This is a genomic window from Luteibacter mycovicinus, assembly GCF_000745235.1.
GTDB classification, from domain to species: Bacteria; Pseudomonadota; Gammaproteobacteria; order Xanthomonadales; family Rhodanobacteraceae; genus Luteibacter; species Luteibacter mycovicinus.
The window spans coordinates 4,250,726-4,273,621 of sequence record NZ_JQNL01000001.1; the positions used below are offsets into that span (position 1 = coordinate 4,250,726).

At 64.5% G+C, this 22,896-nt stretch carries 30 protein-coding genes and 1 tRNA gene; 16 read left to right on the top strand and 15 right to left on the bottom strand.

Translation table 11 applies throughout. The features are described 5' to 3' along the window. Positions 1-38: 38 nt before the first annotated feature. Entirely contained in the window at positions 39-2,474 is a 2,436-nt protein-coding gene (locus FA85_RS18950) for a DUF3772 domain-containing protein (RefSeq protein WP_051943732.1), read from the bottom strand. Positions 2,475-2,633: 159 nt separating this feature from the next. Here FA85_RS18950 and tpiA point away from each other — a divergent pair, with 159 nt between their 5' ends. The 5 genes from tpiA (at position 2,634) to FA85_RS18975 (ending at position 6,751) form a co-directional block, all read left to right on the top strand. Continuing rightward, entirely contained in the window at positions 2,634-3,383 is a 750-nt protein-coding gene (gene tpiA, locus FA85_RS18955; protein ID WP_036113915.1) for a triose-phosphate isomerase, read from the top strand. Positions 3,384-3,407: 24 nt separating this feature from the next. Continuing rightward, positions 3,408-3,860 carry a preprotein translocase subunit SecG gene (gene secG / locus FA85_RS18960; protein ID WP_036113913.1) on the top strand — a complete coding sequence of 151 codons (453 nt, stop codon included), beginning with the start codon at positions 3,408-3,410 and terminating at the stop codon, positions 3,858-3,860. Between the two features lie 33 nt (positions 3,861-3,893). Beyond that, positions 3,894-3,978, top strand: a tRNA-Leu gene (locus tag FA85_RS18965). A gap of 211 nt (positions 3,979-4,189) precedes the next feature. Continuing rightward, on the top strand, positions 4,190-6,244 hold the full coding sequence (locus FA85_RS18970; RefSeq protein ID WP_036113911.1) for a putative bifunctional diguanylate cyclase/phosphodiesterase: 2,055 nt from the start codon (positions 4,190-4,192) through the stop codon (positions 6,242-6,244). Positions 6,245-6,304: 60 nt separating this feature from the next. Further along, on the top strand, positions 6,305-6,751 hold the full coding sequence (locus FA85_RS18975; RefSeq protein WP_036113909.1) for a hypothetical protein: 447 nt from the start codon (positions 6,305-6,307) through the stop codon (positions 6,749-6,751). On the opposite strand, the gene FA85_RS18980 is transcribed toward FA85_RS18975, so the two are convergent. The 7 genes from FA85_RS18980 to FA85_RS19010 form a co-directional block, all read right to left on the bottom strand. Beyond that, positions 6,729-7,295, bottom strand: a complete 567-nt coding sequence (locus FA85_RS18980) for a hypothetical protein (protein ID WP_156108751.1) — start codon at positions 7,293-7,295, stop codon at positions 6,729-6,731. The genes FA85_RS18975 and FA85_RS18980 overlap by 23 nt on opposite strands. A 32-nt stretch (positions 7,296-7,327) precedes the next feature. After that, positions 7,328-7,675, bottom strand: a complete 348-nt coding sequence (locus FA85_RS18985) for a hypothetical protein (protein WP_036113906.1) — start codon at positions 7,673-7,675, stop codon at positions 7,328-7,330. Next, positions 7,672-8,316 carry a sigma-70 family RNA polymerase sigma factor gene (locus FA85_RS18990; protein ID WP_051943730.1) on the bottom strand — a complete coding sequence of 215 codons (645 nt, stop codon included), beginning with the start codon at positions 8,314-8,316 and terminating at the stop codon, positions 7,672-7,674. Before FA85_RS18990 ends, FA85_RS18985 begins: the two co-directional genes overlap by 4 nt. Before the next feature lie 63 nt (positions 8,317-8,379). Next, complete coding sequence (locus FA85_RS18995) at positions 8,380-9,360, bottom strand: NAD(P)H-quinone oxidoreductase (RefSeq protein ID WP_036113903.1); 981 nt, start codon at positions 9,358-9,360, stop codon at positions 8,380-8,382. Between the two features lie 5 nt (positions 9,361-9,365). Next, entirely contained in the window at positions 9,366-9,968 is a 603-nt protein-coding gene (locus FA85_RS19000; protein ID WP_036113902.1) for an HAD family hydrolase, read from the bottom strand. A gap of 8 nt (positions 9,969-9,976) precedes the next feature. Beyond that, on the bottom strand, positions 9,977-10,330 hold the full coding sequence (locus FA85_RS19005) for a UBP-type zinc finger domain-containing protein (RefSeq protein WP_036113901.1): 354 nt from the start codon (positions 10,328-10,330) through the stop codon (positions 9,977-9,979). A 100-nt stretch (positions 10,331-10,430) separates the two neighbouring features. Next, entirely contained in the window at positions 10,431-10,706 is a 276-nt protein-coding gene (locus FA85_RS19010; RefSeq protein WP_156108750.1) for a hypothetical protein, read from the bottom strand. Between the two features lie 234 nt (positions 10,707-10,940). Between FA85_RS19010 and FA85_RS19015 the strand changes: the two genes are divergently transcribed. From FA85_RS19015 to FA85_RS19025, 3 genes are all read left to right on the top strand, one after another. Continuing rightward, complete coding sequence (locus tag FA85_RS19015) at positions 10,941-11,300, top strand: DUF1304 domain-containing protein (protein ID WP_036113896.1); 360 nt, start codon at positions 10,941-10,943, stop codon at positions 11,298-11,300. 62 nt (positions 11,301-11,362) lie between these two features. Continuing rightward, positions 11,363-11,893: a tetratricopeptide repeat protein gene (locus FA85_RS21225; protein ID WP_051943728.1), complete on the top strand. Its 531-nt coding sequence runs from the start codon at positions 11,363-11,365 to the stop codon at positions 11,891-11,893. A 99-nt stretch (positions 11,894-11,992) separates the two neighbouring features. After that, positions 11,993-12,376, top strand: coding sequence for a response regulator (locus FA85_RS19025; RefSeq protein ID WP_051943727.1), 384 nt, complete (start codon positions 11,993-11,995; stop codon positions 12,374-12,376). Between the two features lie 19 nt (positions 12,377-12,395). On the opposite strand, the gene FA85_RS19030 is transcribed toward FA85_RS19025, so the two are convergent. After that, positions 12,396-13,094 (bottom strand): HAD family hydrolase, encoded by a 699-nt coding sequence (locus FA85_RS19030; RefSeq protein ID WP_051944255.1) that lies wholly within the window; start codon positions 13,092-13,094, stop codon positions 12,396-12,398. A 186-nt stretch (positions 13,095-13,280) separates the two neighbouring features. Between FA85_RS19030 and FA85_RS19035 the strand changes: the two genes are divergently transcribed. Continuing rightward, positions 13,281-14,303: an Lnb N-terminal periplasmic domain-containing protein gene (locus FA85_RS19035; RefSeq protein WP_036113892.1), complete on the top strand. Its 1,023-nt coding sequence runs from the start codon at positions 13,281-13,283 to the stop codon at positions 14,301-14,303. Here the strand turns inward: FA85_RS19035 and FA85_RS19040 are convergent. Next, positions 14,270-15,289, bottom strand: a complete 1,020-nt coding sequence (locus FA85_RS19040) for a TraB/GumN family protein (RefSeq protein ID WP_036117769.1) — start codon at positions 15,287-15,289, stop codon at positions 14,270-14,272. The genes FA85_RS19035 and FA85_RS19040 overlap by 34 nt on opposite strands. A gap of 135 nt (positions 15,290-15,424) precedes the next feature. Here FA85_RS19040 and FA85_RS19045 point away from each other — a divergent pair, with 135 nt between their 5' ends. From FA85_RS19045 to FA85_RS19060, 4 genes are all read left to right on the top strand, one after another. Beyond that, positions 15,425-16,120 carry an NADPH-dependent F420 reductase gene (locus FA85_RS19045; protein WP_036113890.1) on the top strand — a complete coding sequence of 232 codons (696 nt, stop codon included), beginning with the start codon at positions 15,425-15,427 and terminating at the stop codon, positions 16,118-16,120. A 130-nt stretch (positions 16,121-16,250) separates the two neighbouring features. Beyond that, positions 16,251-16,520: a hypothetical protein gene (locus FA85_RS19050; protein ID WP_036113887.1), complete on the top strand. Its 270-nt coding sequence runs from the start codon at positions 16,251-16,253 to the stop codon at positions 16,518-16,520. 66 nt (positions 16,521-16,586) lie between these two features. Next, complete coding sequence (locus FA85_RS19055; RefSeq protein ID WP_036113884.1) at positions 16,587-16,823, top strand: hypothetical protein; 237 nt, start codon at positions 16,587-16,589, stop codon at positions 16,821-16,823. A gap of 15 nt (positions 16,824-16,838) precedes the next feature. After that, positions 16,839-17,081 (top strand): DUF3820 family protein, encoded by a 243-nt coding sequence (locus tag FA85_RS19060; RefSeq protein ID WP_036113881.1) that lies wholly within the window; start codon positions 16,839-16,841, stop codon positions 17,079-17,081. A gap of 17 nt (positions 17,082-17,098) precedes the next feature. On the opposite strand, the gene FA85_RS19065 is transcribed toward FA85_RS19060, so the two are convergent. Further along, positions 17,099-17,800 (bottom strand): Crp/Fnr family transcriptional regulator, encoded by a 702-nt coding sequence (locus FA85_RS19065; RefSeq protein WP_036113879.1) that lies wholly within the window; start codon positions 17,798-17,800, stop codon positions 17,099-17,101. Positions 17,801-17,892: 92 nt separating this feature from the next. Between FA85_RS19065 and FA85_RS19070 the strand changes: the two genes are divergently transcribed. Beyond that, the gene (locus FA85_RS19070; RefSeq protein ID WP_156108749.1) at positions 17,893-18,171 is read left to right on the top strand and encodes a hypothetical protein; all 279 of its coding nucleotides are present in this window, start codon (positions 17,893-17,895) and stop codon (positions 18,169-18,171) included. Between the two features lie 124 nt (positions 18,172-18,295). Here FA85_RS19070 and FA85_RS19075 read toward each other — a convergent pair whose 3' ends face one another. Continuing rightward, on the bottom strand, positions 18,296-19,660 hold the full coding sequence (locus FA85_RS19075) for an amidohydrolase family protein (protein ID WP_036113874.1): 1,365 nt from the start codon (positions 19,658-19,660) through the stop codon (positions 18,296-18,298). 149 nt (positions 19,661-19,809) lie between these two features. Between FA85_RS19075 and FA85_RS22590 the strand changes: the two genes are divergently transcribed. Further along, a complete protein-coding gene (locus FA85_RS22590; protein ID WP_255349736.1) occupies positions 19,810-19,935 on the top strand; it encodes a hypothetical protein in 126 nt (41 codons plus the stop codon). Between the two features lie 540 nt (positions 19,936-20,475). On the opposite strand, the gene FA85_RS19080 is transcribed toward FA85_RS22590, so the two are convergent. Beyond that, positions 20,476-20,661, bottom strand: coding sequence for a CsbD family protein (locus FA85_RS19080; RefSeq protein ID WP_036113872.1), 186 nt, complete (start codon positions 20,659-20,661; stop codon positions 20,476-20,478). Positions 20,662-20,764: 103 nt separating this feature from the next. Beyond that, a complete protein-coding gene (locus tag FA85_RS19085) occupies positions 20,765-21,370 on the bottom strand; it encodes a flavodoxin family protein (protein ID WP_036113869.1) in 606 nt (201 codons plus the stop codon). Between the two features lie 380 nt (positions 21,371-21,750). Between FA85_RS19085 and FA85_RS21640 the strand changes: the two genes are divergently transcribed. Further along, complete coding sequence (locus FA85_RS21640; RefSeq protein WP_081907507.1) at positions 21,751-22,314, top strand: hypothetical protein; 564 nt, start codon at positions 21,751-21,753, stop codon at positions 22,312-22,314. A 66-nt stretch (positions 22,315-22,380) separates the two neighbouring features. On the opposite strand, the gene FA85_RS22015 is transcribed toward FA85_RS21640, so the two are convergent. Beyond that, complete coding sequence (locus FA85_RS22015; protein WP_156108748.1) at positions 22,381-22,542, bottom strand: hypothetical protein; 162 nt, start codon at positions 22,540-22,542, stop codon at positions 22,381-22,383. Positions 22,543-22,896 lie beyond the last annotated feature (354 nt).

Genomic DNA, 22,896 nt, shown 5'->3' on the forward strand with positions numbered 1-22,896 from the left:
GCGCGCGATGTGAAGAGCATCGCGCGCAGGGCGCGCTCCTACGACGAAGGATCGTCCGTGGACGCCTTCGGCGCAGCCGCACCCGTCGGCCCTGGCATCTCCGGCGTATTCCCTCCCGAGCGCAACACCAGATCCTGCGGTCGGAGCAGCGGAATATCCGCCCCGCGCAACCGGGCGATGATGTCGAACAACAGATCGCTCTTGACCCCGCCGACGTCGCGCGGGCTACCCACATAGCACGTCGCCACGAACATCATCGCGGTGCGGTCGATGCTGTCCAGCGTCACAGACGGCGCGGGCGTATCCTGCACGGCGCTATGCGCGGTCATCGCTTCCAGCATGTGATCGCGCACGTGCACCGGGTCGCTGTCCAGCGGCATCGGCAGCTTGATCTGCACGCGCCCCTGCGGATTGGCCATCGTCATGTTCCGCACCGGTTTGGTGATGAACGACGAGTTCGGCACGATGATGGTCGAGCGGTCGCCTACCTGGATTTCGGTGGCACGGACATTGATCCGGCGGATGTCACCCTCGGCATCGTCCAGCACGACCCAGTCGCCGACCTTGACCGGTCGCTCGGCCAGCAGGATGAGGCCTGAAATGAAGTTCTGCACGATCGCCTGCAGGCCGAAACCGATACCCACCGACAGCGCCGAGGCGACCCACGCCACGTTCTGTACCGAGAGACCCATCGCCAGCAGCGCGATGGCGACGACGATGACGACGCCGACGTAGCCGAGCAGTGTGGTCAGCGAACTGCGCATGCCCGGGTCGAGGCTGGTTCGCGGCAGGTACTGGTCGGACAGCCAGTTCTTCGCTACGCGCACCGCCATCAGGCCGACGAAGAACAGGCCGATCGCCGTGAGGATCTGGTCGGGTTTCAGCTCGACGTTGTAGATTTTCAGCGACTGCAGTTTGCCGCCGAGTTCCAGCAGGTCCGGAACACTGCCACCGGCACCGGCTGCCGCGGCGGAGAGACCGAGCAGGAACAGACCCAGCCGCACGACGCCGGAGAGCAATACGCCCGCCTGGTCCAGCATCTTGGGATGCGTGCCGAAGACCGCCTGCGCCCGGGCGCTCATCGGCCCCTTTTCCGACAGCAGCGTCTCGAAGAGGTCGTCGACCAGACGCATCGCAAGATATGTCGCGGCGATCACGATGGTGATCCAGACCACGCGTCCGGCCATGAAGGCGGCGAACGATACATAGCCCAGAAGCAGACCGACCCAGGAAGCGATGATGGCGATCCACGCCGCCGCGATCAGCAGGCTGGCCCAGATCGGACGGGCGGCCGTGGCTTGCCCGGCATCGTCGCTGTCGGCGTCTGCCTCCGTCTTGTGTGTACGGCTGAGGCGGATCAGGGCGAGGGCGGCGAGGATGGTCAGTGCCACCGCTTGCACGCTGCTGGTCATGACCGTTGCCGCGAGGCTCGTGCCGATCGTCCGGTTCAGCAGGTCGAGAAAGCGGAACAGCACGATCGCCAGCGAGAACAGCATCGGAAAACGCCGCAGCTGGAGGGCGGTCTCGTCCGAGAGTGCGGGCAGTCGCCACGAGGGCTTCTTGGCGGAGATCAGTGCGCGGCCCAGTCCGGCGACGAACGCACCGAAGAACACCAGTCCGACGATGTGCTTCGCGATCTCGTCGGTGTCGTGGCTGAGCGTGTCGTTCCAGTTGATGCCGAGATAAAGGAGCTGGGTGCCAAGCCCGGTGGTGAGTGTCGAGGTCAGCGCGATGCCCAGGATCAGTGCCGAGCGGCGAAGGCGGCCTGGCGGCATGCGGTTGGCCGTGAGGTGGCGCACGCGATGTTCGATATAGAAGCGAACGCCCGTCATCAGAAGCAGGCCGAAGAACACGCAGACGATCAGCGCGACCCGGTTGCCCTGGGTCCAGCTGGCGGCAAGGTCGGTTCTGGCCTGGTTTCCGAAATCGCGAAGATTGGCCAGGTCACGGGGAAAGGCGTCCGCCGGATCGGACCAGAACGCGCGGGACACGGGGGAGTTGGTCCGCTGGGAGATGGTCTGCTGGAAGCGGATGCGCCGCAGATCCGCCAGCTGTCCGGAGGTCTGCTGCGCCTCGAGCGCGATGCCGTCCGCCTGCTTGATCTGAGCATCGACCGCGTTGAACGCCTTGGTGGCGTCCTTGCGGGACGCAGCGAGCTCCGGTGCTTCTTTCGTCCCGTTGGCGGGCGCGGGGCCCATCTGGTCGAGGCGGGCCTTGGCCGCGTCCCGGCTGGACTGCAGGGCGCTCGACACCTTCTGTGCGTTGGAGACGATGTCCGTCGCCTTGCCGCGCAGGTCGTCGATCTTGCCGTCGGTGATCTGCTCGTCCTTCATGGACTTCTCGACCTGGTCGAGCTGGCCGCGCAGATCGTCGATCTGCTGCGCCGGTGTGGTCGTGGCGTCGTCGGTCTGGGCAAAGGCCAGGCCGCTCGTGAAGACGAGCAGGGCGATAAAGAGAATTCTCAGGGTGCGCATACGGGGATCATAAGACAGGCCGGATCAAGGCAAATGCCCGATTCATGCATTACCCTCGGTGAATGGCGCGTGCGCGCCCTCCGTGCGGCAATGCAGCTTTGCCGCCGGGCGGCCCGCCGCTATCCTGCCGCCCCTTTACCCCGCACGGAATCCTGACCCATGCGCACGAAGCTCGTCGCCGGCAACTGGAAGATGCATGGCTCCCGCAAGATGGCGGACGACCTCGTTCGCGAGTTGGTGGAGAACCGGCCGGACGGTCCCGACCTCGTGGTCTTCCCGCCCGATGTGTTCCTGCAGGAGCTGACGCACAAGTACCGCGAGCGGGGGCTGCGCTTCGGTGCCCAGGACCTGAGTGAGCACTCGGCGTCGGGTGCTTTCACCGGTGAGGTGTCGGGCAGCATGCTGCGGGACGTGGGCGCGACGTGGGTGCTGGTCGGCCATTCGGAACGTCGTCAGTATCAGCACGAGTCCGACGCGGTCGTGGCCGGAAAAGTCGAGGCCGCCCTCGGCGCGGGGCTGACTCCCATCCTTTGTGTCGGTGAGACCCGTGAGGAGCACGAGGCCGGGCAGGCCGAGGCCGTAATCGGTCGCCAGCTAGAGGCCGTGTTGGTACACGTGGGCATCGAACCGTTCCGTCAGGCGGTCATCGCGTACGAGCCTGTCTGGGCTATCGGGACGGGTCTGACGGCCACTCCGGACAAGGTGCAAAAAATTCATGCCTTCATCCGTAGCCAACTGGCAAAAAAGGATGTTAATATCTCGCTCCTGACCCGGGTGCTTTACGGTGGAAGCGTCAAGCCGGCCAATGCGGCCGAACTTTTCGCCCAGCCTGATGTAGACGGGGGACTCATCGGCGGTGCGGCTCTCGTAGCGTCCGATTTCCTGGATATATGCGCCGCGGCGCGATAATCGCGACACGGCAAACAAGAAGATATGTTCATCCTCTTCAGCGTTTTCTATATCCTGATCGCCGCGGCGATGATCGTGCTGATCCTCATGCAGCGCGGCGCCGGTGCGGATGCAGGTTCGGGTTTCGGTGGCGGCGCGTCCGCAACCGTGTTCGGTGCGCGTGGTTCGTCGAGCTTCATGACGCGAGCTACCGCGATCCTGGCGGCACTGTTCTTCGTGCTTAGCCTGGGTATGGGTATCTACCTCGGCCGCACGGGTGCTCCCCAGCCGGCCGCGGATCTTGGTGTGATGTCTGGCGTTACCACGCCGGCCGCTCCCGCCAACAACGCTCCGGTGAAGCCGGTCGCGTCGGATGTGCCGCAGGCACCCGCCGCCAACGGTGACACCCCGGCCGCCACGGCGCCGGCAGCGACCAACGATGTTCCGGCTGCGAAGCAGGAAGCCACCCAGGCTCCCGCCGAACCGGCCAAGAAGTAATCAGCGACACACGCAACACGCTGTAAAAGTTATGCCCAGGTGGCGGAATTGGTAGACGCACTACCTTGAGGTGGTAGCGGCTTAGGCTGTGGGGGTTCGAGTCCCCCCTTGGGCACCAACGCAAGATCCGGAGTACCTCAACCGGATCGCAATCAAACCCGCGGAAGCGGGTTTTTTTGTGTCTGCGATTCGATCCCGATCAGCGGCGGCAGCAGTTCTGAGCAGATGCAGAGTTTCCGCATCATCCCCCGCTCAAGAATTCGGTAAATTTGCCGACACATCCTCGACGGCCGTGTTCGATGGCCATAGCAGGCTTGGCAGATTCCCTCATGCTCGCAAGCAGTTACAGCGGCATCCTCGTTTTCTTCTCGCTGATCGTCGCGGTCCTGGCGTCTTACACGGCGCTCAACATGGCTGGCCGCGTCGCGAGCACGCGTGGGCTCGCATCCAGGTTATGGCTGATCGGCGGCTCGGTGGCCATGGGTTTCGGCATCTGGTCCATGCATTTCATAGGCATGCTGGCCTTCCGTCTGCCGATCGCCATCGGTTACGACCTGGGTCTGACGACGCTGTCGCTGGCGATCGCGGTGGGCTCGTCGGCGTTCGCGCTATGGCTGGTCTGTCTCGAAGAACTACCGGGGCGCCGCCTTTGTGCTGGTGCGCTGCTCCTCGGTGCAGGCATCGCCGCGATGCATTACACCGGCATGGCCGCCATGAAGATGGAGCCGGGGGTGATCTATGAGCCCTGGCTGTTCGCCGCGTCGATCGCCATCGCGGTGCTCGCTTCGGGTGCGGCGCTCTGGATCGCTTTCCGACTTCGTCGCGACGCCGAGCGTGTCGTGCTTCCGCGCGTAGGTGCATCGCTGGTGATGGGTTGCGCGATCGTCGGGATGCACTACACCGGCATGGCCGCCTCTCAGTTCCCGCTGGGCAGCTGGTGTGGTGCGGCCAACTCCGGCCTCGATGCGAAATGGCTCGCGGTCGTCGTGATTCTGATCAGCCTGATGGTCTTCGCCATCGCCCTGATCATCGCGATGCTCGACGTGCGCGCCGATGCGTTGGCCACCTCGCTCGACCGGGCGAACAGCGAACTCGTGCAGCTGGCGCTCCATGACAACCTGACCAGGCTGCCCAACCGCGTCCTGCTTGGCGATCGCATGGAGCAGGCGATTCACACGGCAGCGCGCGAAAAGCGGCAACTGGCGGTGTTGTTCATCGATCTCGATGGGTTCAAAGCGGTCAATGACGTGTTCGGACATCACGTCGGCGATCTTCTGCTCAAGGCGGTGTCGCACCGTATCCTCGCGATCAAGCGCGAGCAGGACACGGTAGCGCGCCTGGGCGGCGACGAATTCGTAGTGGTGCTGGACATCGGTACGCCCGAAGATGCCGCCGTGCTCGCTCAAACGGTGGTCGACCAGCTGGGTGCGGTGTACAGCATCGACGACAACACCGTGCACGTCGCGGCGAGCATCGGTATCGCGATCTATCCCGAGAATGGCCGGACCACGCACGAGCTCATGGTCAACGCCGATGCGGCGATGTACCACGCGAAAGAACAGGGCCGCAACGGTTACTGCTTCTTCGAAAGTGCGATGAACGCCAACGTTCACCAGCAACTGCAGCTCCAGCAGGATCTGCGCCGGGCGGTGGATCGGGGTGAGTTCCTGCTGCACTACCAGCCAAAGCTCGTCTCGCCGAATGGCCCGATGGTCGGCGTCGAAGCATTGCTGCGGTGGCAGAAGCCCGATGTGGGACTCGTGCCACCCGATGAGTTCCTCTCGGTCGCCGAGCGCACGGGGCTGATCGTGCCGATCGGCAACTGGGTGATCGACGAGGCTTGCCGGCAGATGCGCGCCTGGCAGGATGAGGGGCACGACGACTGGACGGTCGCGGTCAATCTGTCGACCGTGCAGCTGACCCATGTCGGTCTGGTCGACGTGCTCAGGGATGCCCTCGAACGTCACGGTATCGAGCCGCGCCATCTCGTGCTCGAGGTCACCGAGTCGACCGCGATGCGCGATGCGGAGGCTAGCCTCGCGATTCTCAATCAGCTGGCCGCGCTGGGCGTAGGCATATCCATCGACGACTTCGGCACCGGCTATTCGAGCCTGCTTTACCTCAAGCAGCTGCCGGCCGATGAGCTGAAGATCGACCGTGGTTTCATCACCGAACTGACCCAGGGCAATGACGACGAGGCGATCGTTTCGGCGATCATCGCGCTGGGCAAGACGCTGGGTCTGAAGATCGTGGCCGAGGGCGTGGAGACCGTCGAGCAACAGGAACTGCTGACGCGACTGGGTTGCAACGCGCTGCAGGGCTACCTGCTGGGTGTGCCCGTCGCAGCCGATCAGTTGTCGCGGGCGAACCGGGCGGTGGCGTAAAGTCGCAACGCCGCCCGCTGTGCATTAGGATGCCGTTTCACGACATGCGGGGAACGACCGATGGCCCAGACCGACGACCAGATTGAAAACCTCTTCAGGTTCACCGCCCGGTTCGCGCAGGAGATGCTGTCCGAAAGTGGTGATTTCTATCCGTTCGGTGCCACGATCTCGGCGGATGGAAAGATCGCCGCGGTGAGTGGCGATGTCGGTGGAGAAGAAAATCCGCAACCGCGCGACGTATATGAGTCGATTTCGGCTCAGCTGGTGCGTATCGGCGCCGCGGGTGGCGTCGAAGGCGTCGCTCTGGTTGCCCAGGTCGACATTCCTGAAAACCTTGACGCTCAGGTGGAGAAGGGCATCCGCGTGCATATCGAGGGCGACGGTTTCGCCCGCTTCATCTACATCCCTTACGAGATTCGCTCCGCGGGCGAAACGGCCGTGCATCTGCACGAACTGCTTGCCGTCGAGGTGCAGCCGCAGTTCTTCAAGGCTCAAAGCCCAGATTGACCGGTGCTGGTGGAAGGTTGGGGTGGTCCATGCCTGTCGTGGGCACGTCGTTGCCGACGACGTCCAGCTTGAACGGACGGGCGTCCACGCCGCCCTTGCCGTCCAGCAGGAATCCGAACGCGATTGCCGTCGCCGCATCCGGCACGTCGAGCACGATGCTGCACGGCGTCCAGTCCGAGGTACCCCGCAAGGGGTGGCGGTCCATGTTGTCGAAGCCCAGCAGCTTGCTCGATGTGCCATCGATGCGCATCCACATCTGCGCCTTGTCGGCGTTCTGAGTGCGTAGCGCGCCGGTCAGGCGTACCCGCTTGCCGCGATAGGCGGTGGCATCGATGGTCTGCATGAGGGTACCGAAACCATTCGCACCGGGCCTGGCGTGGATGAACGCCTGCCAGCCGTCGCGGAGGTTGGGTGCCTGCGCTGTGCCCATGTCGTAGTCCCTGGGCGAGGAGCCCGCCACGTGCCAGCCGTTAGGGAGTGTCGCCGCGTTCGCGACGGATGTAAGGGCCAGTGCGGCGAGGGAAGCGAGCAGGCGCATTTTCACGGGCAATGTCCTTCGAAGGGATAAGACGGGTTCTACGGGGTACGCGTCGGGTCGCGCAGGGTGCGAGTGGCAGCGGATGGCGGCGGATCGATATCCATGCTGCGCAGGAACGCGTTGGTGCGTCCTTCCTCGTAACCTGCGGGCAGGGCGGATGCCATGCCGGTTGGCACATTCTGAGGCGGCGGGGAGGTGCCATGCATGCCGAGCCAGAGGGCTGCCGAAGCGGCCAATGCGAGCGCAAGCCAGCCCCCCGCTTGCCGCGAACGCTGCCTCGCGGCCGAACGAGCGGCGAGTGCCAGCATGGCGTCATTCGTCCGCTTTGCCGGCGCTTCGTGCGCGTGCCGTCGATAAAGAAACGCGAGCTGGTCGAGGTCGTTCACTGCCAGGCCTCGAGCGCTTTACGAAGTCGGACCTGGGCATAACGAAGTCGGCTTTTGACCGTCTCGCGCGATGTCCCGGTGATAGAGGCAATCTGGTCGAGCGTTAGTTCGCCTTCCGCTTTCAACAAGAAGGCCTCGCGTTGAAGCGGCGGCAGCGCCGCGATCGCCTCGAGCAAAGCAACTCCTAGCGCTTCGCTGTGAGCGACGCGCTCCGGAGCGATGGCATCGGTGGCCACCAGGTCGTCGATGCCAGCCTCATCTTCGCTATCGCTACGCCATTCGGGCGCATGGCGGTCCAGCAGGCGAAACCGGTCTGCCGCGCGTCGATGGGCGATCGCGAAGAGCCAGCTGGCAAATGATGTCTGGGCGCGAAAGTCGCTGCGGCCGCGAATGACGGCGGCCCAGACGTCCTGGAATACTTCTTCGGCATCCGCGGCGCGGTTGGCAAGTCGTAACAAATAACGATGAAGTCGCTTGTGATAGCGCCCGTACAGTTCGCGGAACGCATCGACATCGCCATGCCGGTAGCGGTGCATGAGCGTAGTGTCGTCATCCGGCACCGAGGGCGTCGGATCCTTGAAGCCGGCTGTCAGCGCGAGCACAAGCGCGTTGAGGTGATGTTCCGGAGCGATGGCGTACATGGTCCCGATCCTGTGGGTCTGTCTACGTAGTCGCCGACAGTCACCGGATGGGGTTACCCCGGGTCACATCGTCAGAATGATTTTGCCCGTGCTCTGGCCCGATTCCATGTGCCGGTGCGCCTCGGCGGCCTGGCTGAGCGGGTATTCGCTGTCGACCACCGGGCTGAGCGTGCCGTCGGCGAAGCGGTGCAGCCAGCGCTCGCGGAAGCGTCGTGTCATGGCCTGCTTCACCGCGGCGGGGCGCGATTTCATGACGGTGCCGATGATCTGCAGGTGCCGGTACAACAACTGGTCGAGGGGCAGCGTCGCTCCATTGCTGCCACCGAGCAGGCCAACCTGCACGAGCCGGCCGCCGTGATTGAGTGAGGCAAGGTTGCGCTCGAAATACGGCGCGCCGATGAAGTCGACGATGACATCGACCCCTCGCTTGTCCGTTTCCCGTGCGACCACCTCGGCGAAATCGTCGCTGCGGTAGTCGATGGCGATCCCGGCGCCAAAACCACGCACGCGGTCGAGCTTGCCACCGCTCGCGGTGGCGAACACCCTGGCACCCGCCGCACGGGCGAGCTGGATGGCGGCCGAGCCAACGCCGCTGGCACCGGCATGGATGAGGATGCTGTCCATCGATTCGACGCGGCCGAGATGGAAGGCCGCCTCGTGCGCGGTGACGAAGGCTTCGGGGATGGCGGCGGCTTCCACGTAGCCGAGGCGGTCGGGAATGGTCATCGCCATGCGATGGTCGATGCGCGCGACCTCCGCGTAAGCCCCGCCGCCGACGATTCCCATGACGCGGTCGCCGACCGCATGGCCGTGCACGTTGCGGCCGATCGCGATGATCTCGCCGGCGATCTCCAGGCCCATGATCTCGGAGTCGCCGTAGCTTTCGCCCTTGTAGCCGCCATTGCGCTGGATGATGTCCGCACGATTGACGCCCGCGGCGTGTACACGCACCAGCAGGTCGTCGTCGCGAGCCACGGGCTGATCGACGTCGGTGAGGTGCAGGACGTCCGCGTCGCCGAACTGATCGAAGGTGATGGCTTTCATGAAGGTTACCTGGTTAGGAATCGCTGGATCTCATCGCGGAGCAGGGCTTCCGACCGGAAGTGGTGCCCGTGCATGCCGACCCGCTTCGCGCCTTCGACGTGACCGGCGGTGTCGTCGATGAATAACGTATCGGCCGGTCGCCAGCCGAGATGCCGCGCGGCCGACTCGAAAACGGCGGGGTCCGGCTTGGCCGCGCCGAACTGGCCGGCCACAAGCGCGCGAGCGCCGAACCATGCGGCCAGTGCCGGAGCGATGGTGGGCAGTTGCCGGGCGAGTATCTCACCGTTGTTCGTCAGAATCGCTGCGTCGGCGCGAGGCGGGAGTGAAGAAGCCAGCGCGATGGCCCAGGGACGTACCCGGGTCGCTTCCCTGCGCGCTGCTGTCCACTGAGCGCAGGAGACCGAGGTGTCGAGCGCCGCACCGAGGCGACGAAGGTATTCATCGGCATCGATGCGCCCGGCATCCGAGTCGTCCTCGATGCCCGAATCGTAAATGGCCGCGTGTACGGAGTCAGGTGAGCGGTCGAGCGCCGCCGCCAGGTGGGCGACGCGGATGCCGGGTTCGTAATCGACGAGCACGCCGTCCATGTCGAAAAGCACGTGTTTCATGGATCGGATCAGCCCTCGCTCAGAACACGCTGCCAGTTGCGCGGCACCTTGCCCGCCGGCCCCGGCGTCGGCTGGTCCGACGGATGGCTATGAGGCGGCGCGAGCGACGGCCCGTCGACTTCCGAGTCCGTGCGGTAGTCGTAGAACCAGTCTTCGCCGGGCTCGAAGCTCTGGATGATCGGATGTCCGGTGGCGTGCGCGTGTTTCGAGGCGTGCTTGTGCAGTGAATCGTCGCAGCAGCCGATGTGTCCGCACTGCGCGCAGCGACGAAGGTGGAACCACCAGGTGTCGTTGGCGATGCATTCAGCGCATCCGGCGCCGCTGGGTTTTGCCGTGGGGTCGATGCCGTCGGTGGGACTCATGGATAGATATTCCGTGCAGGTCCGTCCGATCCTAACCCAGGTGGAAGGGCGCGGCGGAGGACGCGCGTGCCGTCATTTGTCGCTGGCCGCCGGGCCGGACTCAGAGGATGCGGCCGGCCCGGTTCAGTGCGACGACCTGCATGTGATCGACCGAGGCGGTCAGCAAACGCAGAGCGCGGCGTAGGGCGACGCTGTCAGGGCAGCCGTGTTGCAGGAGTGCTTCGATCCGCTCGGCCGCGTCGGCCACGGAGAGGTGTTCGTGGCGAAGGGCATGTCGGGCGACATGGCTGGCCCTGAACTGCGCCTCGTCGTAATCACGATGCAGTAGTGCCTGAAGCAGCCCGAGAGCTTCCAGGGAGATCTCCTGCGCTGCCATGACGTTCCGCATGACGCTAATGAAACCGTCATGCCGGCCTTCGTGCAATCTGACTTCCGGCCTATCGGATGCACGGGATTCCACGACGTTTCGGGCGTTTTTCGCCTTGCAGTAGTTTTTCGGTAGACGCCGTCCGGTGCGGCGACGATCCTTGCGGGGCAACGAAACCATCCGGTGCGGAATGGAGGTCTTTGCGGCTATCCTTGCCGCCCTCCGCATCGGGAAGGATCGTCCATGCACCTCGTCGCCATCGTACTCACCGTCCTGGTGATCCTGATACATATCTACATCGTCATACTGGAGATGGTGCTGTGGCGATCGCGCGGTCCGCGCGTTTTCGGGATCACCCCGCAGTTTGCCGACCAGAGCGCGACCCTGGCGTCCAATCAGGGGCTTTATAACGGGTTCCTGGTGGCCGCGCTGCTGCTTGGCGTGCTCCTGCCCGAACCGTTCGCATCGGCGTTCGTGTTTTACGGTCTGGGCTGCGTCGTGGTCGCGGGCCTCTGGGGCGGCTTTACCGCCAGCCGCCGCATTCTGTACGTGCAGGCCTTGCCCGCCGGGCTCGCCCTGGCGGCACAGTGGCTCGCCCGTTGATTTGACGCGGTCGCGTCATAGGCGACAAGCTGTCCGGCACGGTGATGTGACAGGAGCAGGCGATGGTGATTTCGACAATGCGGGTTCCCCTCATGGCGGGCCTGCTCGCGCTGGCGGGTTGCGCCGCGCACGGAACCCTCCCCGAACCGCCCCGCATGCCGGATGTGCAGCAGCGGAAGCTCGAGGCCGACCGGGCGTATGCGCAGGGCGACATCCAGCATGCGGCCGATCTGTACGAGGCGATCGTGCAGGTGCTGCCTGATGATGCCGATGCCTGGTTCCGACTGGGAAATGCGCGTTTTCGGCTGCAACGGCCCGATGACGCCGTCGCCGCCTACGGGAGGGCGATCCAGATCAAGCCGGATCACGCGCGTGCGCTGTACAACATGGGCGTCGTCCGGCTGAAGCAGGCGCAGGCCGCGATGATCGCCAGCGCGCAGGCGGGAAGGCCGGGTGACCCGTTGCGCCGCGATAGCGGCCACATCGCGCAGCGGCTGGCCAGGGTGGGCGATGACCTCGGCTCACAGGGCAAGGGCGACGGCGGCGCGCCACCGTTTATCGTCGAATCGTCCGACGCGACGGCGTCCCCGTAGCGGCGCGCGGCACGAAGCCGGTCGAACGATGTATGGCCGGCTGAGTCAAAGCGGAGTAGCGTCGGACCGCGAGTTTTTTCGCTTGAGCTCGAGGGGACCATGAGTCGTACTCACGTCACAGGGCGGGCGCTTGTCTTCGAAGATCACCCCGGTCTGGCGGCTGCCCTCGCCGACCTGCTCGAGGAGCGGCTGGGCTACGCGGTCGCCGCATCGGCATCGTGCATCGAAGAGGCCATCCGGCTCGCCCATGTCGAACACTGCGATGTGGCGGTGGTCGACCTCGACCTGCAAGGCGTGATGGCGTATCCCGCGCTCGACGAGCTGAAGCGCCGCGGTATTCCCTACGTGCTCGCCACCGGTACCCTGCCGGTGGATATCCCCGGGAGATACCGCGCACCGCTGGTATCCAAGCCCTATAGCCTCAGGGAACTGGAGGACGCGGTGCATGAAGCCTGCACGGGACGCCACCGTATGGGGGCGTGATCGCGGCGTGCGAGGACGATCAGTGGGCCGGTGCCTCGCTGGGACTCGCGCCACAGACCTCGCGCAGCCAAAGATTGACGTCGTCGAGACCGGTGACCACGGTCGCGCACAGCCGCCGCAGCTCGGCCGAGGGCTGCTGCAGGTCGGGCACCATGATGGTTGGCATGCCCGCGGCGACCGCGGAACGTACGCCGGCCTGGGAGTCCTCCAGCGCGAGGCAGACGCCGGCGGCCTTGTTGAGGATGCGGGCCGCACGGAGGTAGGGATCGGGGAAGGGTTTGCACCGCTCGCAGTCGCCGGCCGCGACGAGCGCGTCGAAGCGGTCACGCAGGCCGAACGCTTCGAGGTGATGAATCGCGGTCCGGTGCGGGGACGATGTAGCGATGGCGCGGGGCAGGCTGAGCTCATCGAGTGTATCGAGCAGCGCGGTGACACCGGGTTTCAGACGCAGGTCGGTGTCCATCATGGCGTGGTAGCGCCGCGAGGCACTGTGCCAGACGGTATCGAGGTCGAGTTCGTCGCCGACGTGCTCGCGCAACAGCATGCGCGCCGCGTGGCCGTGCAGTCCGACCATGCGCTGGCAAAGTGACAGGGGCAGATGGATGCCTGCCTCCTCGGCCGCTGCGAGAAGGGCATCGCGGTAGAGCGCCTCGGTATCGAACAGGACGCCGTCCAGATCGAAGACGATCGCCTGCGGTATCGCCGGAAAACGGACCATGCCACCCCCGAAATCGGCCGGACCGGGCGCGACGCCCGGTAACGTCACGAAAATAACGCGGTTTTCGATGCGATGCCATAGACCGAACGGGCAAACGATGTCGTGGTGTTTGCGTTCGCGGTCGTGGCGGGCGACGCTTATGCGATCTGTCCTTCGAGTCCATGAGCCTCCATGAGAAGACGCCGGATGTTTGCCCGTGGCCTGGCCGGCGCGTTCGCGGGGCTGCTGCTGTTTCTTTCCGGTGCCTGGGGTGCCATCGCCCTGGTTTACCAGTTGCCGGGGCCGCAGGCCGCAAGGATCGCGGGCGCCTGCGTGTGGAGTGTCCTGTGGCTGGGGCTGGCCGCCGCGCTGTTCGGCTGGCGTGTGTGGTGGGCGCCGCTGGCCATGCTGGTCGCCTTGATCGCTCTGCTGGGATGGTGGACGACGGTCCGGCCCACTCATGACCGTGTCTGGGCCGACGATGTGAACCGGTTGCTGTCAGGTGAGGTGAGCGGGTCACGGGTCACGTTACACAACGTGCGTGATTTCAGCTGGCGTACCGAGACCGACTACGACCAGCACTGGGAAACCCGCGAGTACGACCTCGACCACCTGACCGATGCCGACGCGATCCTGTCTTACTGGTCCAGCGAAGCCATCGCGCACGCCATGCTGTCGTTCGGATTCGACGATGGCCGCCACGTGGTGTTCTCGGTCGAGATCCGGCGTGAGCGCGGAGAGGCCTTTTCCGAAATCGGCGGCTTCTTCAAGCAGTTCGAACTGATCCTGCTGGCGGCCGACGAGCGGGACATCGTGCGCGTCCGCACCAATGTGCGTGGCGAGGACGATTACATCTTCCCGCTGCGCATGCCGCGCGAGGCGATGCGTTCGTTATTCGTTTCCTACGTGGAGGCAGCGAATCAGCTGGTCAGGCAGCCCCGGTTCTACAACACCGTGACGTCCAACTGCACGACCATCGTGTACCGGATGGCGCGGCGCATCGACCGTGGTCTGCCGCTCGATCCCCGACTGTTGCTTACCGGCTATCTGCCGGAATATCTGATGGACAACGGTACGCTCGACCGGCGTCTGAGCGTGGAAGAGTGGCGTCGGCTCGGGCGCATCACCGACCGTGCGCGAGCGACGGAGCAGGGGGATGATTTCTCCGCCGCGATCCGGGTTGGCGTACCACCCGCTCAGTCGCCCTCATCGGGTGCGAGCACGCTGTAACCCTTCGCCTTCAGTGCGCTGAGGTAGCCATTGCCGCCGAGCAGGTCGTCGAGCGCCACGATGGCGATGGTCTGCGTATTGCTCGCCATCGCGGCATCCACGGCGGCGAGCCAGCGTTCGCGCACGGCCCTGGGTACGTCGGTCAGGCCGATCTGCTGCGCTACGCCGCTGTCGGTGGCCGCGTTCATGCAGGTGATCCGCTGCTTCGCCGTGCGGTCGTCCTGGAGCGCGGCGATGTCGCCCGTGGCCCAGGCGTTGGCGCGTGCGGTCATGTCGGCCAGCTGAGCATCGATGTTGTCGATGCTCTGGGCGAAGCAGGAGACATCGTCCAGGGTCGATTTCTTGAACGACTTCACCGCCGCACGGGGGTCGTCGACCAGCAGGGTGTATTCGACCGGCACCTGCTTTACGCCATGTTTGGTCGCCAGGTCCATGACCGTGCGGGTGACGCCCCCTGACCTCGCCAGTCCGCTCTGGCGCACAGCCGACTTGTACAGTTCCAGCACGGCAAAAATGGGCCGGTAACGCTCGACCTTGCGGTCGTCGCCGATGTACTTCGCCTTGACGGTCAGCCACCGCGCGTAGACGTCCGGGGGAACGGATTCCTGCAGCGTCTTGCCGTCGGGCGAATTGCGTACGCCGATCAGGGACGGCAGCAGGGCCAGGCGGCCGAAGAATCCGGTGTTCGGCTTGATCTCGACTTTCGGCGGGAGGATCAGGGCATCGGTATGGCTCAGAGCATCGTCGATCTCGGCGGTCTGCCAGCTCATGTTCTTTGGCAACGGGGTCAGCGTGCCGAGAATCAGCAACGTGTGCTCCCCTCGCGTCACCTTCCAGAGTCCCGGGCCCGGCTGCACGCCACTGACGGTCACCGCCTCCAGCGTGGGCACGGACGAGGCAGGCGCCGGCAGGGTCGTCTGGGCGAGGGCGGGCGCCATCGCCAGGAGGAGGGAGCCGAGCAGGGCGAGGGTGCGGGTCGGGGTCATGGGCGAGAAGGCTAAAGGGAAGACGATGAACGGACGAGTGTCGGTCGGCACAGCTGGGCAATCACCAGGTGCTCGCCCGCCATTCACGGCGGATCACGAACATGGACGTCTTCCCCGGACTGGAGTTCCTTCGCTATGAAAATCGGCATTATCGGCGCTGGCAATATCGGGCAGGCTCTGACCCGGCGGTTTCGCGAAATCGGTCACGAGGTGCTGATCGCAAATTCGCGCGGCCCGGAAACGCTTTCCGGCCTGGCGAAAGAGACGGGTGCGGTAGCCGTCACGGCCCACGAGGCGGCGCGCGGTGGCGAGGTCGTTATCGTCACGATCCCGGAATCGCGCATTCCCGGCCTCCCCTCGGACCTCTTTGCCGGCGTCTCGCCGGAGACCGTGGTCGTCGACACCGGCAACTACTACCCCCGCGAGCGGGACGGTCGTATCGCACCCATCGAGGAGGGTGTCCCGGAAAGCCAGTGGGTAGCCGATCAGCTCGGCAGGCCCGTGATAAAGGCGTTCAACAATATTTACGCCGAACATCTGCGCACTCACGGCAAGCCCTCCACGGCGGATAAGCGCATCGCCCTTCCGGTGGCTGGGGACGATTCCAACGCCAAGGCCGCGATCCTGAAGCTCGTCGACGAGCTGGGTTTCGATGGAGTGGATGCGGGCACGCTCGCGGAGTCCTGGCGGCAGCAGCCGGCCAGTCCGGTTTATGGCACCGACCTCGACCTCGAAGGGGTGCGGCAGGCTCTGCTCGATGCGACGCGCGAGCGGCGTCCCGAATGGCGGGCGACGTCGGAGAGTCCGGGCACCTACGACGCGCCGAAGTGAGTTGCGTCGTGACCGCTATGTGAAGGATTTTCGGGCATTTCTTCCATTGTGGGGACACGTGCGAACGGATAACCTTGCGCATCCATCTCCGCAGCCGACCTTTCTCGCGATACGCGAAGGCGTCTGCGGAATGCACGAGGTTACGCATTTCTTCATGGCCCTGGTGATCTACGACATTCCGTTCAGCCCCGACCTCGCGGGCTTGTGGCACGTCCAGATGAATGGCGTGCCGATGGAAAACTTCGAAACTCGCGTCGCCGCGATAGCGTACGCCGTGCAGCAGTCCAAGCTGCTCGGCGTGCAAAGCGGCCTGCAGGTGCTCGTCTCCGTGGAAGGCGCGGACGGTATCTGGCGGGAATTCGAATCCAACGCCAAGCGGCCCGTCGCCGGTCTGCAATAGCACGGCTGCACGTCACGTTGATCCGCGATGCATACGATGGAGGGAAGAAGGAGGAACATCCCACCCATGACGCATCGAAAGATTGGTTACTTCGACGTGGAAGGCACGTGCTACGTTGCCAAGCCCGGCCGCTGGCGCGGTAAATACGTCATCAGCGAGGACGGCGACGAGATCGCCGAGAAGCTCTGCGTTACCCTCCACGAGAATGAAGAAGACGCGTGCGCGGAGGGCATGACCCTTGGTGTCGCGGCGGCGCGCACGTTGATGAAGGAACGCGAAGGCTTCGATCCCGGCGACGAGTAGGGCTGGAATTTCGGCATGACCGATCCGAACGACGCTTTTCGTCAGGACCTCGCCAAGCTCGCCACCGCGATCATGCCCTTCGGTAAGTTCAAGGGAAGGGCGATCGCCGATCTGCCGGGCAACTATCTCGCGTGGTTTGCCCGGGAGGGCTTTCCTCCCGGCGAACTCGGACGCCTGCTGGCGATCATGCTGGAGCTCGACCATAACGGTCTGCGTCGCCTGCTCGATCCCCTGAGGTCCGGGCCGCCCCGTGCATGACGCGGGCGGATCGATCGCTAGCCGCGCAGAGCGGCCTCGTCGGTGACCTCGATACCATTTGGAAGGATGGCGATGGCACCCTCGGCGCGGAGCTTCCCCAGCATGCGCGTAACGGTGGCCGAGCTCATCCGGAGGTAGGAGCCGATATCGTCGCGGGACATGGGCAGGGGAACGAAAGGGCTGGCCCCTTCGAAACGACGCCGCCGGTCGAGCAGGTCGACCAGGAAAGAGCGAACGCGTGACGCGGCCAGCCCGTCCGCCGCGTGGGCCGCACTGACTCGTTCACGCCGGCGCAGCGAGCGCAGGTGTCGGGTCAGCGCGTCATTGTGCTCGCAGAGTTCGTCGGTCGCGGCGCGCGGAAAGCGGCAGAACCACGTCTTGCCGACGGCCACGACGGACGCGTTGTGTGCGCCGGTTCTGGCGACGTCCAGCGCGAAGAGTTCGCCCGGCAGATGGAACGCGACCACCCGGCCGTCGCCGACCGTCTTGGCCATGCCACTGACGACGGCGAAGGCCGCGCGATGCGGGGCATCGGGCTGCACGAGCCGGTCGCCTTCGGAAAACGGACCGACGCGTTCGACGACGTCACGCATGTCGAGCAGCTCGGGATCGCCGCCACGTGTTGCTTCGCAGACGGCGGCGTAACGACACGACGCATTGCAGTACACCGACGGACGGCGGGCGACGGACTGACTGGCGACGGCCTGGGCCTGGTACACGATGGGACCTCCCGCGCGCCGGAAGCGGCGCGTGAGTGGATTTTAGGCCTCCGCCGGGATGTCCTCCGCGAAAATCAGTCGGGTGCGCCTTTTTGTCGCAGATTTTTTCGGCTCAAGGATTGACGTGGCCCGGTTTTTGCCTTAGTAAGAGCGATGGGGGAATACCAGAAAAGGGGGCCTTCAAGGCCATGGCACGTCGATCCACGCTTTTGCCCGACATCGATACCGACATCGCTTCTTTGCCCGACGGGTTCGTCCCGGGAACGGTGGCACCTTTCGTGATGCGCTACGGCACCGATTTTCTGGTGGCCATGCAGCGCGCGGCGCAGGCGCACGATGCCGAGCGACCTGCGGAACCTGAAACGGCCTGACGCTAAGGCGCCGTCGGCCCCAGCAAATGGGGGCCAGCGAGCGGAGCATGGCTTTGTCTTCGACGAGCAGCACACGCTGGCCGCACCGTGACACTCGACGGGCTCGATGTGGGTGGGTTGGGCATCAGGGCGTGAACGCGTCGACCTTACCGCTGACCTGGCGGCCGCGCTGCCACACCGCGGAAATTTTCGTGGTCGCTTCGATATCGCCCGACGGATCGGCGTCGAGAACGATGAAGTCGGCCCGCTTGCCCCTGGCCAGGACGCCGCGGTCGTCAAGACCCAGCAGTTCGGCGGCACGCTGGGTTGCGATCTGAATCGCCTGCATCGGCGTGAGGCCCGCATCGACCATGAGGGCGAGCTCACGGTGCTCGGCAAAACCGGGAATGCGCAGCGGCATCGCACCGGCATCGGTGCCGAAGCCGATCCTCACACCTGCGTCGTAAAGCGTCTTCAGGTTCTTCAGATTGGTTTGCAGCGCTTCTTCGTTGGTCCTGGTGGAGCCGTCGTTCTGCACGCGATCGCGCCACGCGGTATCGGCGAACTGCCTGGCCAGGGCGGGCTGCACTGCGTGGGTGAAGAAGGGCTGGTCCATCCACGCCGGATGACGGGCATAGATATAAGCGGCCTCGTTGAGATCGAGCGTGGCGATATACCAGGTCCCGTGCTGCTTCATCGCCTGGACGAAGGCGCTGTCCACCGGTCGGTCGCGTACACCGTGAGCGAGTATGTCGACGCCCGCATCCACCAGCTGGCGTGCATCGTCGAGGTAATAGACGTGCGCCGCGACGCGCAGATGTCTGGCGTGCGCCTCATCGATGACCGCGTGCCAGATCTCCGGTTTCATCTTGACGGGCAGGCTGCCGTTGAAGTCGTCCACCCAGATCTTGACGATGTCGGTGCCGCGTTCCGCTGCGGCGTCGACGGCGGCGCGTGCCTCGTCGGGGGTGGAGGGGCGGTCCAGCTGATTCGGGCCGACCTGCATCATCTTTGCCGGCGGCGCACCGTTGGGCACGCCGATCCCGCGATCCGCACCGAAGAGATCGGCGCCGTCCGCTTTACCCGCATGCAGGTCGGCACGCAGCGGGTAGAACACGTCGGGGTTGTTGACCCCGAGCGAGGTGACCGTGGTGACGCCGTAGGCACGCCACTGCTTCAGCTGGCGCAAGGCGTTGTCGCGCGTGTACAGATCCGGCGTACCACTGCGAGTCCCGTCGACCGAGCCGATGTGACCGTGGTCGGAAATCAGTCCCGGTATGATCGTCTTGCCAGTGTAGTCGACGACCGTGGTGTCCTTCGGCATCTTCACCCGGAGACCGGCGCCCAGCATCGTGATCCGGTCGCCGTCGATGACCATCGTGACATCCTCCCGCGCGGGGCCGCCGGTGCCGTCGAGGAGACGCGCGCCCCGGATCACCGTGGCCGCACCGGCGGCAGGGCACGCGGCGACCAGAGCAAGAGCGAGCAGGGTGGGACGGAGCAGATTCATCGTAAATCCTTGAGGCGGGTACCCGTCACGAATAATGCACGACGTGCGAAGACGGTGTCGTTGCGAAAACGGCGGTGGCGACGAAATCACACCCGTTGCACGCGCCCCGATAGACGCTTGCGCCCTGACACAATGCGGAGGGACGTTCGATGGATGAGGAAAAGAGTGTGGTTCCGGAAAAGCAGAAGGGTGGCATCGGCTACATTCTGCTGTGGTTGCTGGGCGTGCCGATCCCCGTGCTGCTGCTGATCTTCCTGGTACGCGGCTGCACCTGATCGACGCCATGCGGTAGCGTGCCCTCAAACGGTGCGCTACCGCTGTCCTACCTCGACCCTGTCCTACGTTTCGACGTTTCCGCAAGACCACATGCTCTCGGCTTCGCCTTGGAAGCCGGCATGTCCCGTTCGATCCTCCCACGTAGCCCCGGCATTGACATGCTGCGCGGCACCAGCATCCTGCTAGTGGTCTCCCATCATCGCGTTCCGCGGAGGTTTCCTCTTGCCGCGCCGTGATGGAGAGTTCGTCCGTCTCTCACGGTCATAGGTTTGATGCCGCTGGAAGTGATGATTTTCTCGGGGGGGGGCATGCGCTGCGCTACAGCCACATGCGGATACTGATCCGCGCGGCGACCGCCCTCATGCTTGCCTCGCCGGAATCGGGCCGTGCACGGTCCGGAAGGGGTCGGCTGCCGGGCGGGCGAGTTACGAGATCTGAACCGATGGCTACGAGACTGCGTGGTGCGGCCAGGTAGTACCGGCGCTGACGCCGGCTGAAAGGCGCGGGGGATCCTGAGCGGATCCCCCGACGCAAAGCACTCAGTGCTTGCGGCTTTCGTCGCGTACCTGGTCCGCAGCCTTGCCTACTTCTTTCTGGACCTTGCCGGCATTCTTTTCGATGTTGCCCGCCGCTTCTTTCGCGTGATTGCCCGTAACCTTGCCGACGCCTTCCTTCACGGCGCCCTTGATCTCGTGCTTCATGCCTTCGGTGCGATTCTTATCCATGGTGCATTCCTCTTCAGGCTCTGCGTCATTCGCAGCGTGACCTGTTTACGCCCTCTCCCCATGAGTGACCTGTGAAGCGTGCGTTTCGTCGAATTCACCGTGTTCAGGGTGCAGGATAGTTCGACGCCTTGAGAAGCGTGGCGAGATGCGCGGCGTTGGTCGTCAGCGTTGCGATCGTTTTGGCCACCTTTTCCGGGGTCTTCTTCAGATCGATGTAATTGGTGTCGGACATCGCTTCGCCTACCCAGTAGGCCGAGCTACCTGCGGGAATCGTGAAGCCGACATCGGCGAGCGCCTGGTAGATCTCCGCGGTCACGTGGTGCGCGCCGTCCTCGTTACCGACGACACCGACCAGACCGACCTTCCCGAACGTGGGATACCGTCCGTCATCACCGATATCGCCGAGGATTGCATCCATGCGTTCGAGCACGCGTTTGCTGACGCTCGAAGGCTGACCCATCCAGATCGGTGTGGCGATGACAAGAATATCCGCCGCCATGATGCGCTGGCGCAGCGCCGGCCACTCATCACCCTCGCCCTCATCGTGGCTGACACCGGGTTTGATGTTCAGATCGACGACCCGTACGCTTTCGGTCTCAACGTCGTACTTTTTCAGGCCGTCGAGCAACTGATCCAGCAGCTTCTGACTTGATGATGGCTTGGGCGAGGCACTGAGCGTGCAGTTCAGGCCGAGGGCTTTCAGTGTCATGCGCGTGCTCCGTGGACAGGTCCAGGAACGTTGGGCAGGCGTCCGTGTAACGAGCGTCGTTCCCGCGTGCATGACGTGGGAATGACGATCGGATCACGCGGGGCGGGGCAGTCTCGCTGGACGCCGCCGCCGATGGACACGCCACCATGCAAAGCCCTTACATTCCCGAAACCCCTGGTCGCTCGCCAGTGATACCTGAAGAGGCTCCGGTGACTCCTCGACCGGAAATGCCCGGCGGCAACCCCGGCTCGGATCGACCGCAGGAAACGCCGGAAACGCCGCCCCATCCAGATGACCCCGAGGGCGATGCCCCGCCGCCTGAGGCGCCGGAAGCGTTGGCGATCCGAATTCCCTGAAGCGACTGCCGGAGGAGACACGCCATGCCTGAGAAAAAAACACTCGCCAGGGCAAAAAAGGACAAGCGCGAAGGTAAGTCCGCGTCGACCCAGGCGGGCGAATTCGTTCACGAGGAAATAGAGCACATTCGCGAGGGCAGGCACGGCGCCCGGTCGGCAAAGCAAGCCATTGCGATCGGGCTGTCCAAGGCGCGGCGCGCTGGTATCAAAGCGAAACCCGCCAGGACGGCGAGTAAGGCGACGAAGAAGAAGGCTGCGCAGGACACCAGGGCGTCCGCTAAAAAATCCGCCACAACGAAGGCGCCGGCGAAACTCCCGGCTGCCCGGAAAGCGGCGCCGAAGAAGACTTCAGTCGTGAAAGAGACCTCCGCCGCCCGTTCCCGGGCAAGCAGCAAGGCGCTCAAGCGCGAGGGTAAGTCCGCTGCGTCTGAGCGGGCGCTGTCAGTGCAGGCGAGAAAAAGTGCGTCGAAGCGGACGGCCACAAGCCGCTCGACCGCCGCGAAGAAAGCCGCTCGCACCAAAGGTGCTACGGGAAGGAAAACCGCCGCGAAGAAAGCAGCGAAGACACGGGCGCGTAAGACGCCCTGACGCAAGAAGGCCCGCCGCGTGGCAGGCCTTCTGCTTATGCCCGACCGGCCAGGTGGCGCAGGCGCCTTAGACCGAGTCGCCGCTCAGACGGCTGGCGACTTCGCCGAGCCAGTCGTAGCCGTCCATTTCACCGCCGAAGAGGTCGAGACCGGTGCTGCTGTCGCCGGCCTGGAAGCCCGTCGAGTATTCGAAAGTGGTGATGCCGTAATCGTTGCGAAGTTCGTTCATAGTCGTTTCTCCCAGTCGTCAGTGACCGGATATCGAAAGCGTGGGCACCTGCGCCGCCGGTCTTTGGCGCGGTGTGGACCCGCTGATATCGCTGGTCCGTTTCGTTTGGTGAACAATCGGTTCGTTAGTCTTTCGTCATCGCCATATCGGCTTAATTTCTGAACTAACGAGTTTAGTACACGCCCTTTCTATGGGCGCCCTGGGACATTACAAGGGGTCTCAGGCATCGAATCGTTGGACAGCGCTTGTAAGGAAAAGGTTCAAACGATTTTCCGGTCGAGCCGACCGAGGACCTCTTTCGAACCCTTACCTGCGGCTTTCGTTCGCCGTTTCAGCCGTATCCGTTAACCCTAG

What these genes read in the sequence shown, in the direction of transcription:
- FA85_RS18950 (WP_051943732.1), bottom strand. Translation starts at nt 2,474, where the DNA reads ATGCGCACCCTGAGAATTCTCTTTATCGCCCTGCTCGTCTTCACGAGC.
- tpiA (WP_036113915.1), top strand. Translation starts at nt 2,634, where the DNA reads ATGCGCACGAAGCTCGTCGCCGGCAACTGGAAGATGCATGGCTCCCGC.
- secG (WP_036113913.1), top strand. Translation starts at nt 3,408, where the DNA reads ATGTTCATCCTCTTCAGCGTTTTCTATATCCTGATCGCCGCGGCGATG.
- FA85_RS18970 (WP_036113911.1), top strand. Translation starts at nt 4,190, where the DNA reads ATGCTCGCAAGCAGTTACAGCGGCATCCTCGTTTTCTTCTCGCTGATC.
- FA85_RS18975 (WP_036113909.1), top strand. Translation starts at nt 6,305, where the DNA reads ATGGCCCAGACCGACGACCAGATTGAAAACCTCTTCAGGTTCACCGCC.
- FA85_RS18990 (WP_051943730.1), bottom strand. Translation starts at nt 8,316, where the DNA reads ATGTACGCCATCGCTCCGGAACATCACCTCAACGCGCTTGTGCTCGCG.
- FA85_RS18995 (WP_036113903.1), bottom strand. Translation starts at nt 9,360, where the DNA reads ATGAAAGCCATCACCTTCGATCAGTTCGGCGACGCGGACGTCCTGCAC.
- FA85_RS19000 (WP_036113902.1), bottom strand. Translation starts at nt 9,968, where the DNA reads ATGAAACACGTGCTTTTCGACATGGACGGCGTGCTCGTCGATTACGAA.
- FA85_RS19005 (WP_036113901.1), bottom strand. Translation starts at nt 10,330, where the DNA reads ATGAGTCCCACCGACGGCATCGACCCCACGGCAAAACCCAGCGGCGCC.
- FA85_RS19010 (WP_156108750.1), bottom strand. Translation starts at nt 10,706, where the DNA reads ATGGCAGCGCAGGAGATCTCCCTGGAAGCTCTCGGGCTGCTTCAGGCA.
- FA85_RS19015 (WP_036113896.1), top strand. Translation starts at nt 10,941, where the DNA reads ATGCACCTCGTCGCCATCGTACTCACCGTCCTGGTGATCCTGATACAT.
- FA85_RS21225 (WP_051943728.1), top strand. Translation starts at nt 11,363, where the DNA reads ATGGTGATTTCGACAATGCGGGTTCCCCTCATGGCGGGCCTGCTCGCG.
- FA85_RS19025 (WP_051943727.1), top strand. Translation starts at nt 11,993, where the DNA reads ATGAGTCGTACTCACGTCACAGGGCGGGCGCTTGTCTTCGAAGATCAC.
- FA85_RS19030 (WP_051944255.1), bottom strand. Translation starts at nt 13,094, where the DNA reads ATGGTCCGTTTTCCGGCGATACCGCAGGCGATCGTCTTCGATCTGGAC.
- FA85_RS19035 (WP_036113892.1), top strand. Translation starts at nt 13,281, where the DNA reads ATGTTTGCCCGTGGCCTGGCCGGCGCGTTCGCGGGGCTGCTGCTGTTT.
- FA85_RS19040 (WP_036117769.1), bottom strand. Translation starts at nt 15,289, where the DNA reads ATGACCCCGACCCGCACCCTCGCCCTGCTCGGCTCCCTCCTCCTGGCG.
- FA85_RS19045 (WP_036113890.1), top strand. Translation starts at nt 15,425, where the DNA reads ATGAAAATCGGCATTATCGGCGCTGGCAATATCGGGCAGGCTCTGACC.
- FA85_RS19050 (WP_036113887.1), top strand. Translation starts at nt 16,251, where the DNA reads ATGCACGAGGTTACGCATTTCTTCATGGCCCTGGTGATCTACGACATT.
- FA85_RS19055 (WP_036113884.1), top strand. Translation starts at nt 16,587, where the DNA reads ATGACGCATCGAAAGATTGGTTACTTCGACGTGGAAGGCACGTGCTAC.
- FA85_RS19060 (WP_036113881.1), top strand. Translation starts at nt 16,839, where the DNA reads ATGACCGATCCGAACGACGCTTTTCGTCAGGACCTCGCCAAGCTCGCC.
- FA85_RS19075 (WP_036113874.1), bottom strand. Translation starts at nt 19,660, where the DNA reads ATGAATCTGCTCCGTCCCACCCTGCTCGCTCTTGCTCTGGTCGCCGCG.
- FA85_RS22590 (WP_255349736.1), top strand. Translation starts at nt 19,810, where the DNA reads ATGGATGAGGAAAAGAGTGTGGTTCCGGAAAAGCAGAAGGGTGGCATC.
- FA85_RS19080 (WP_036113872.1), bottom strand. Translation starts at nt 20,661, where the DNA reads ATGGATAAGAATCGCACCGAAGGCATGAAGCACGAGATCAAGGGCGCC.
- FA85_RS19085 (WP_036113869.1), bottom strand. Translation starts at nt 21,370, where the DNA reads ATGACACTGAAAGCCCTCGGCCTGAACTGCACGCTCAGTGCCTCGCCC.
- FA85_RS21640 (WP_081907507.1), top strand. Translation starts at nt 21,751, where the DNA reads ATGCCTGAGAAAAAAACACTCGCCAGGGCAAAAAAGGACAAGCGCGAA.
- FA85_RS22015 (WP_156108748.1), bottom strand. Translation starts at nt 22,542, where the DNA reads ATGAACGAACTTCGCAACGATTACGGCATCACCACTTTCGAATACTCG.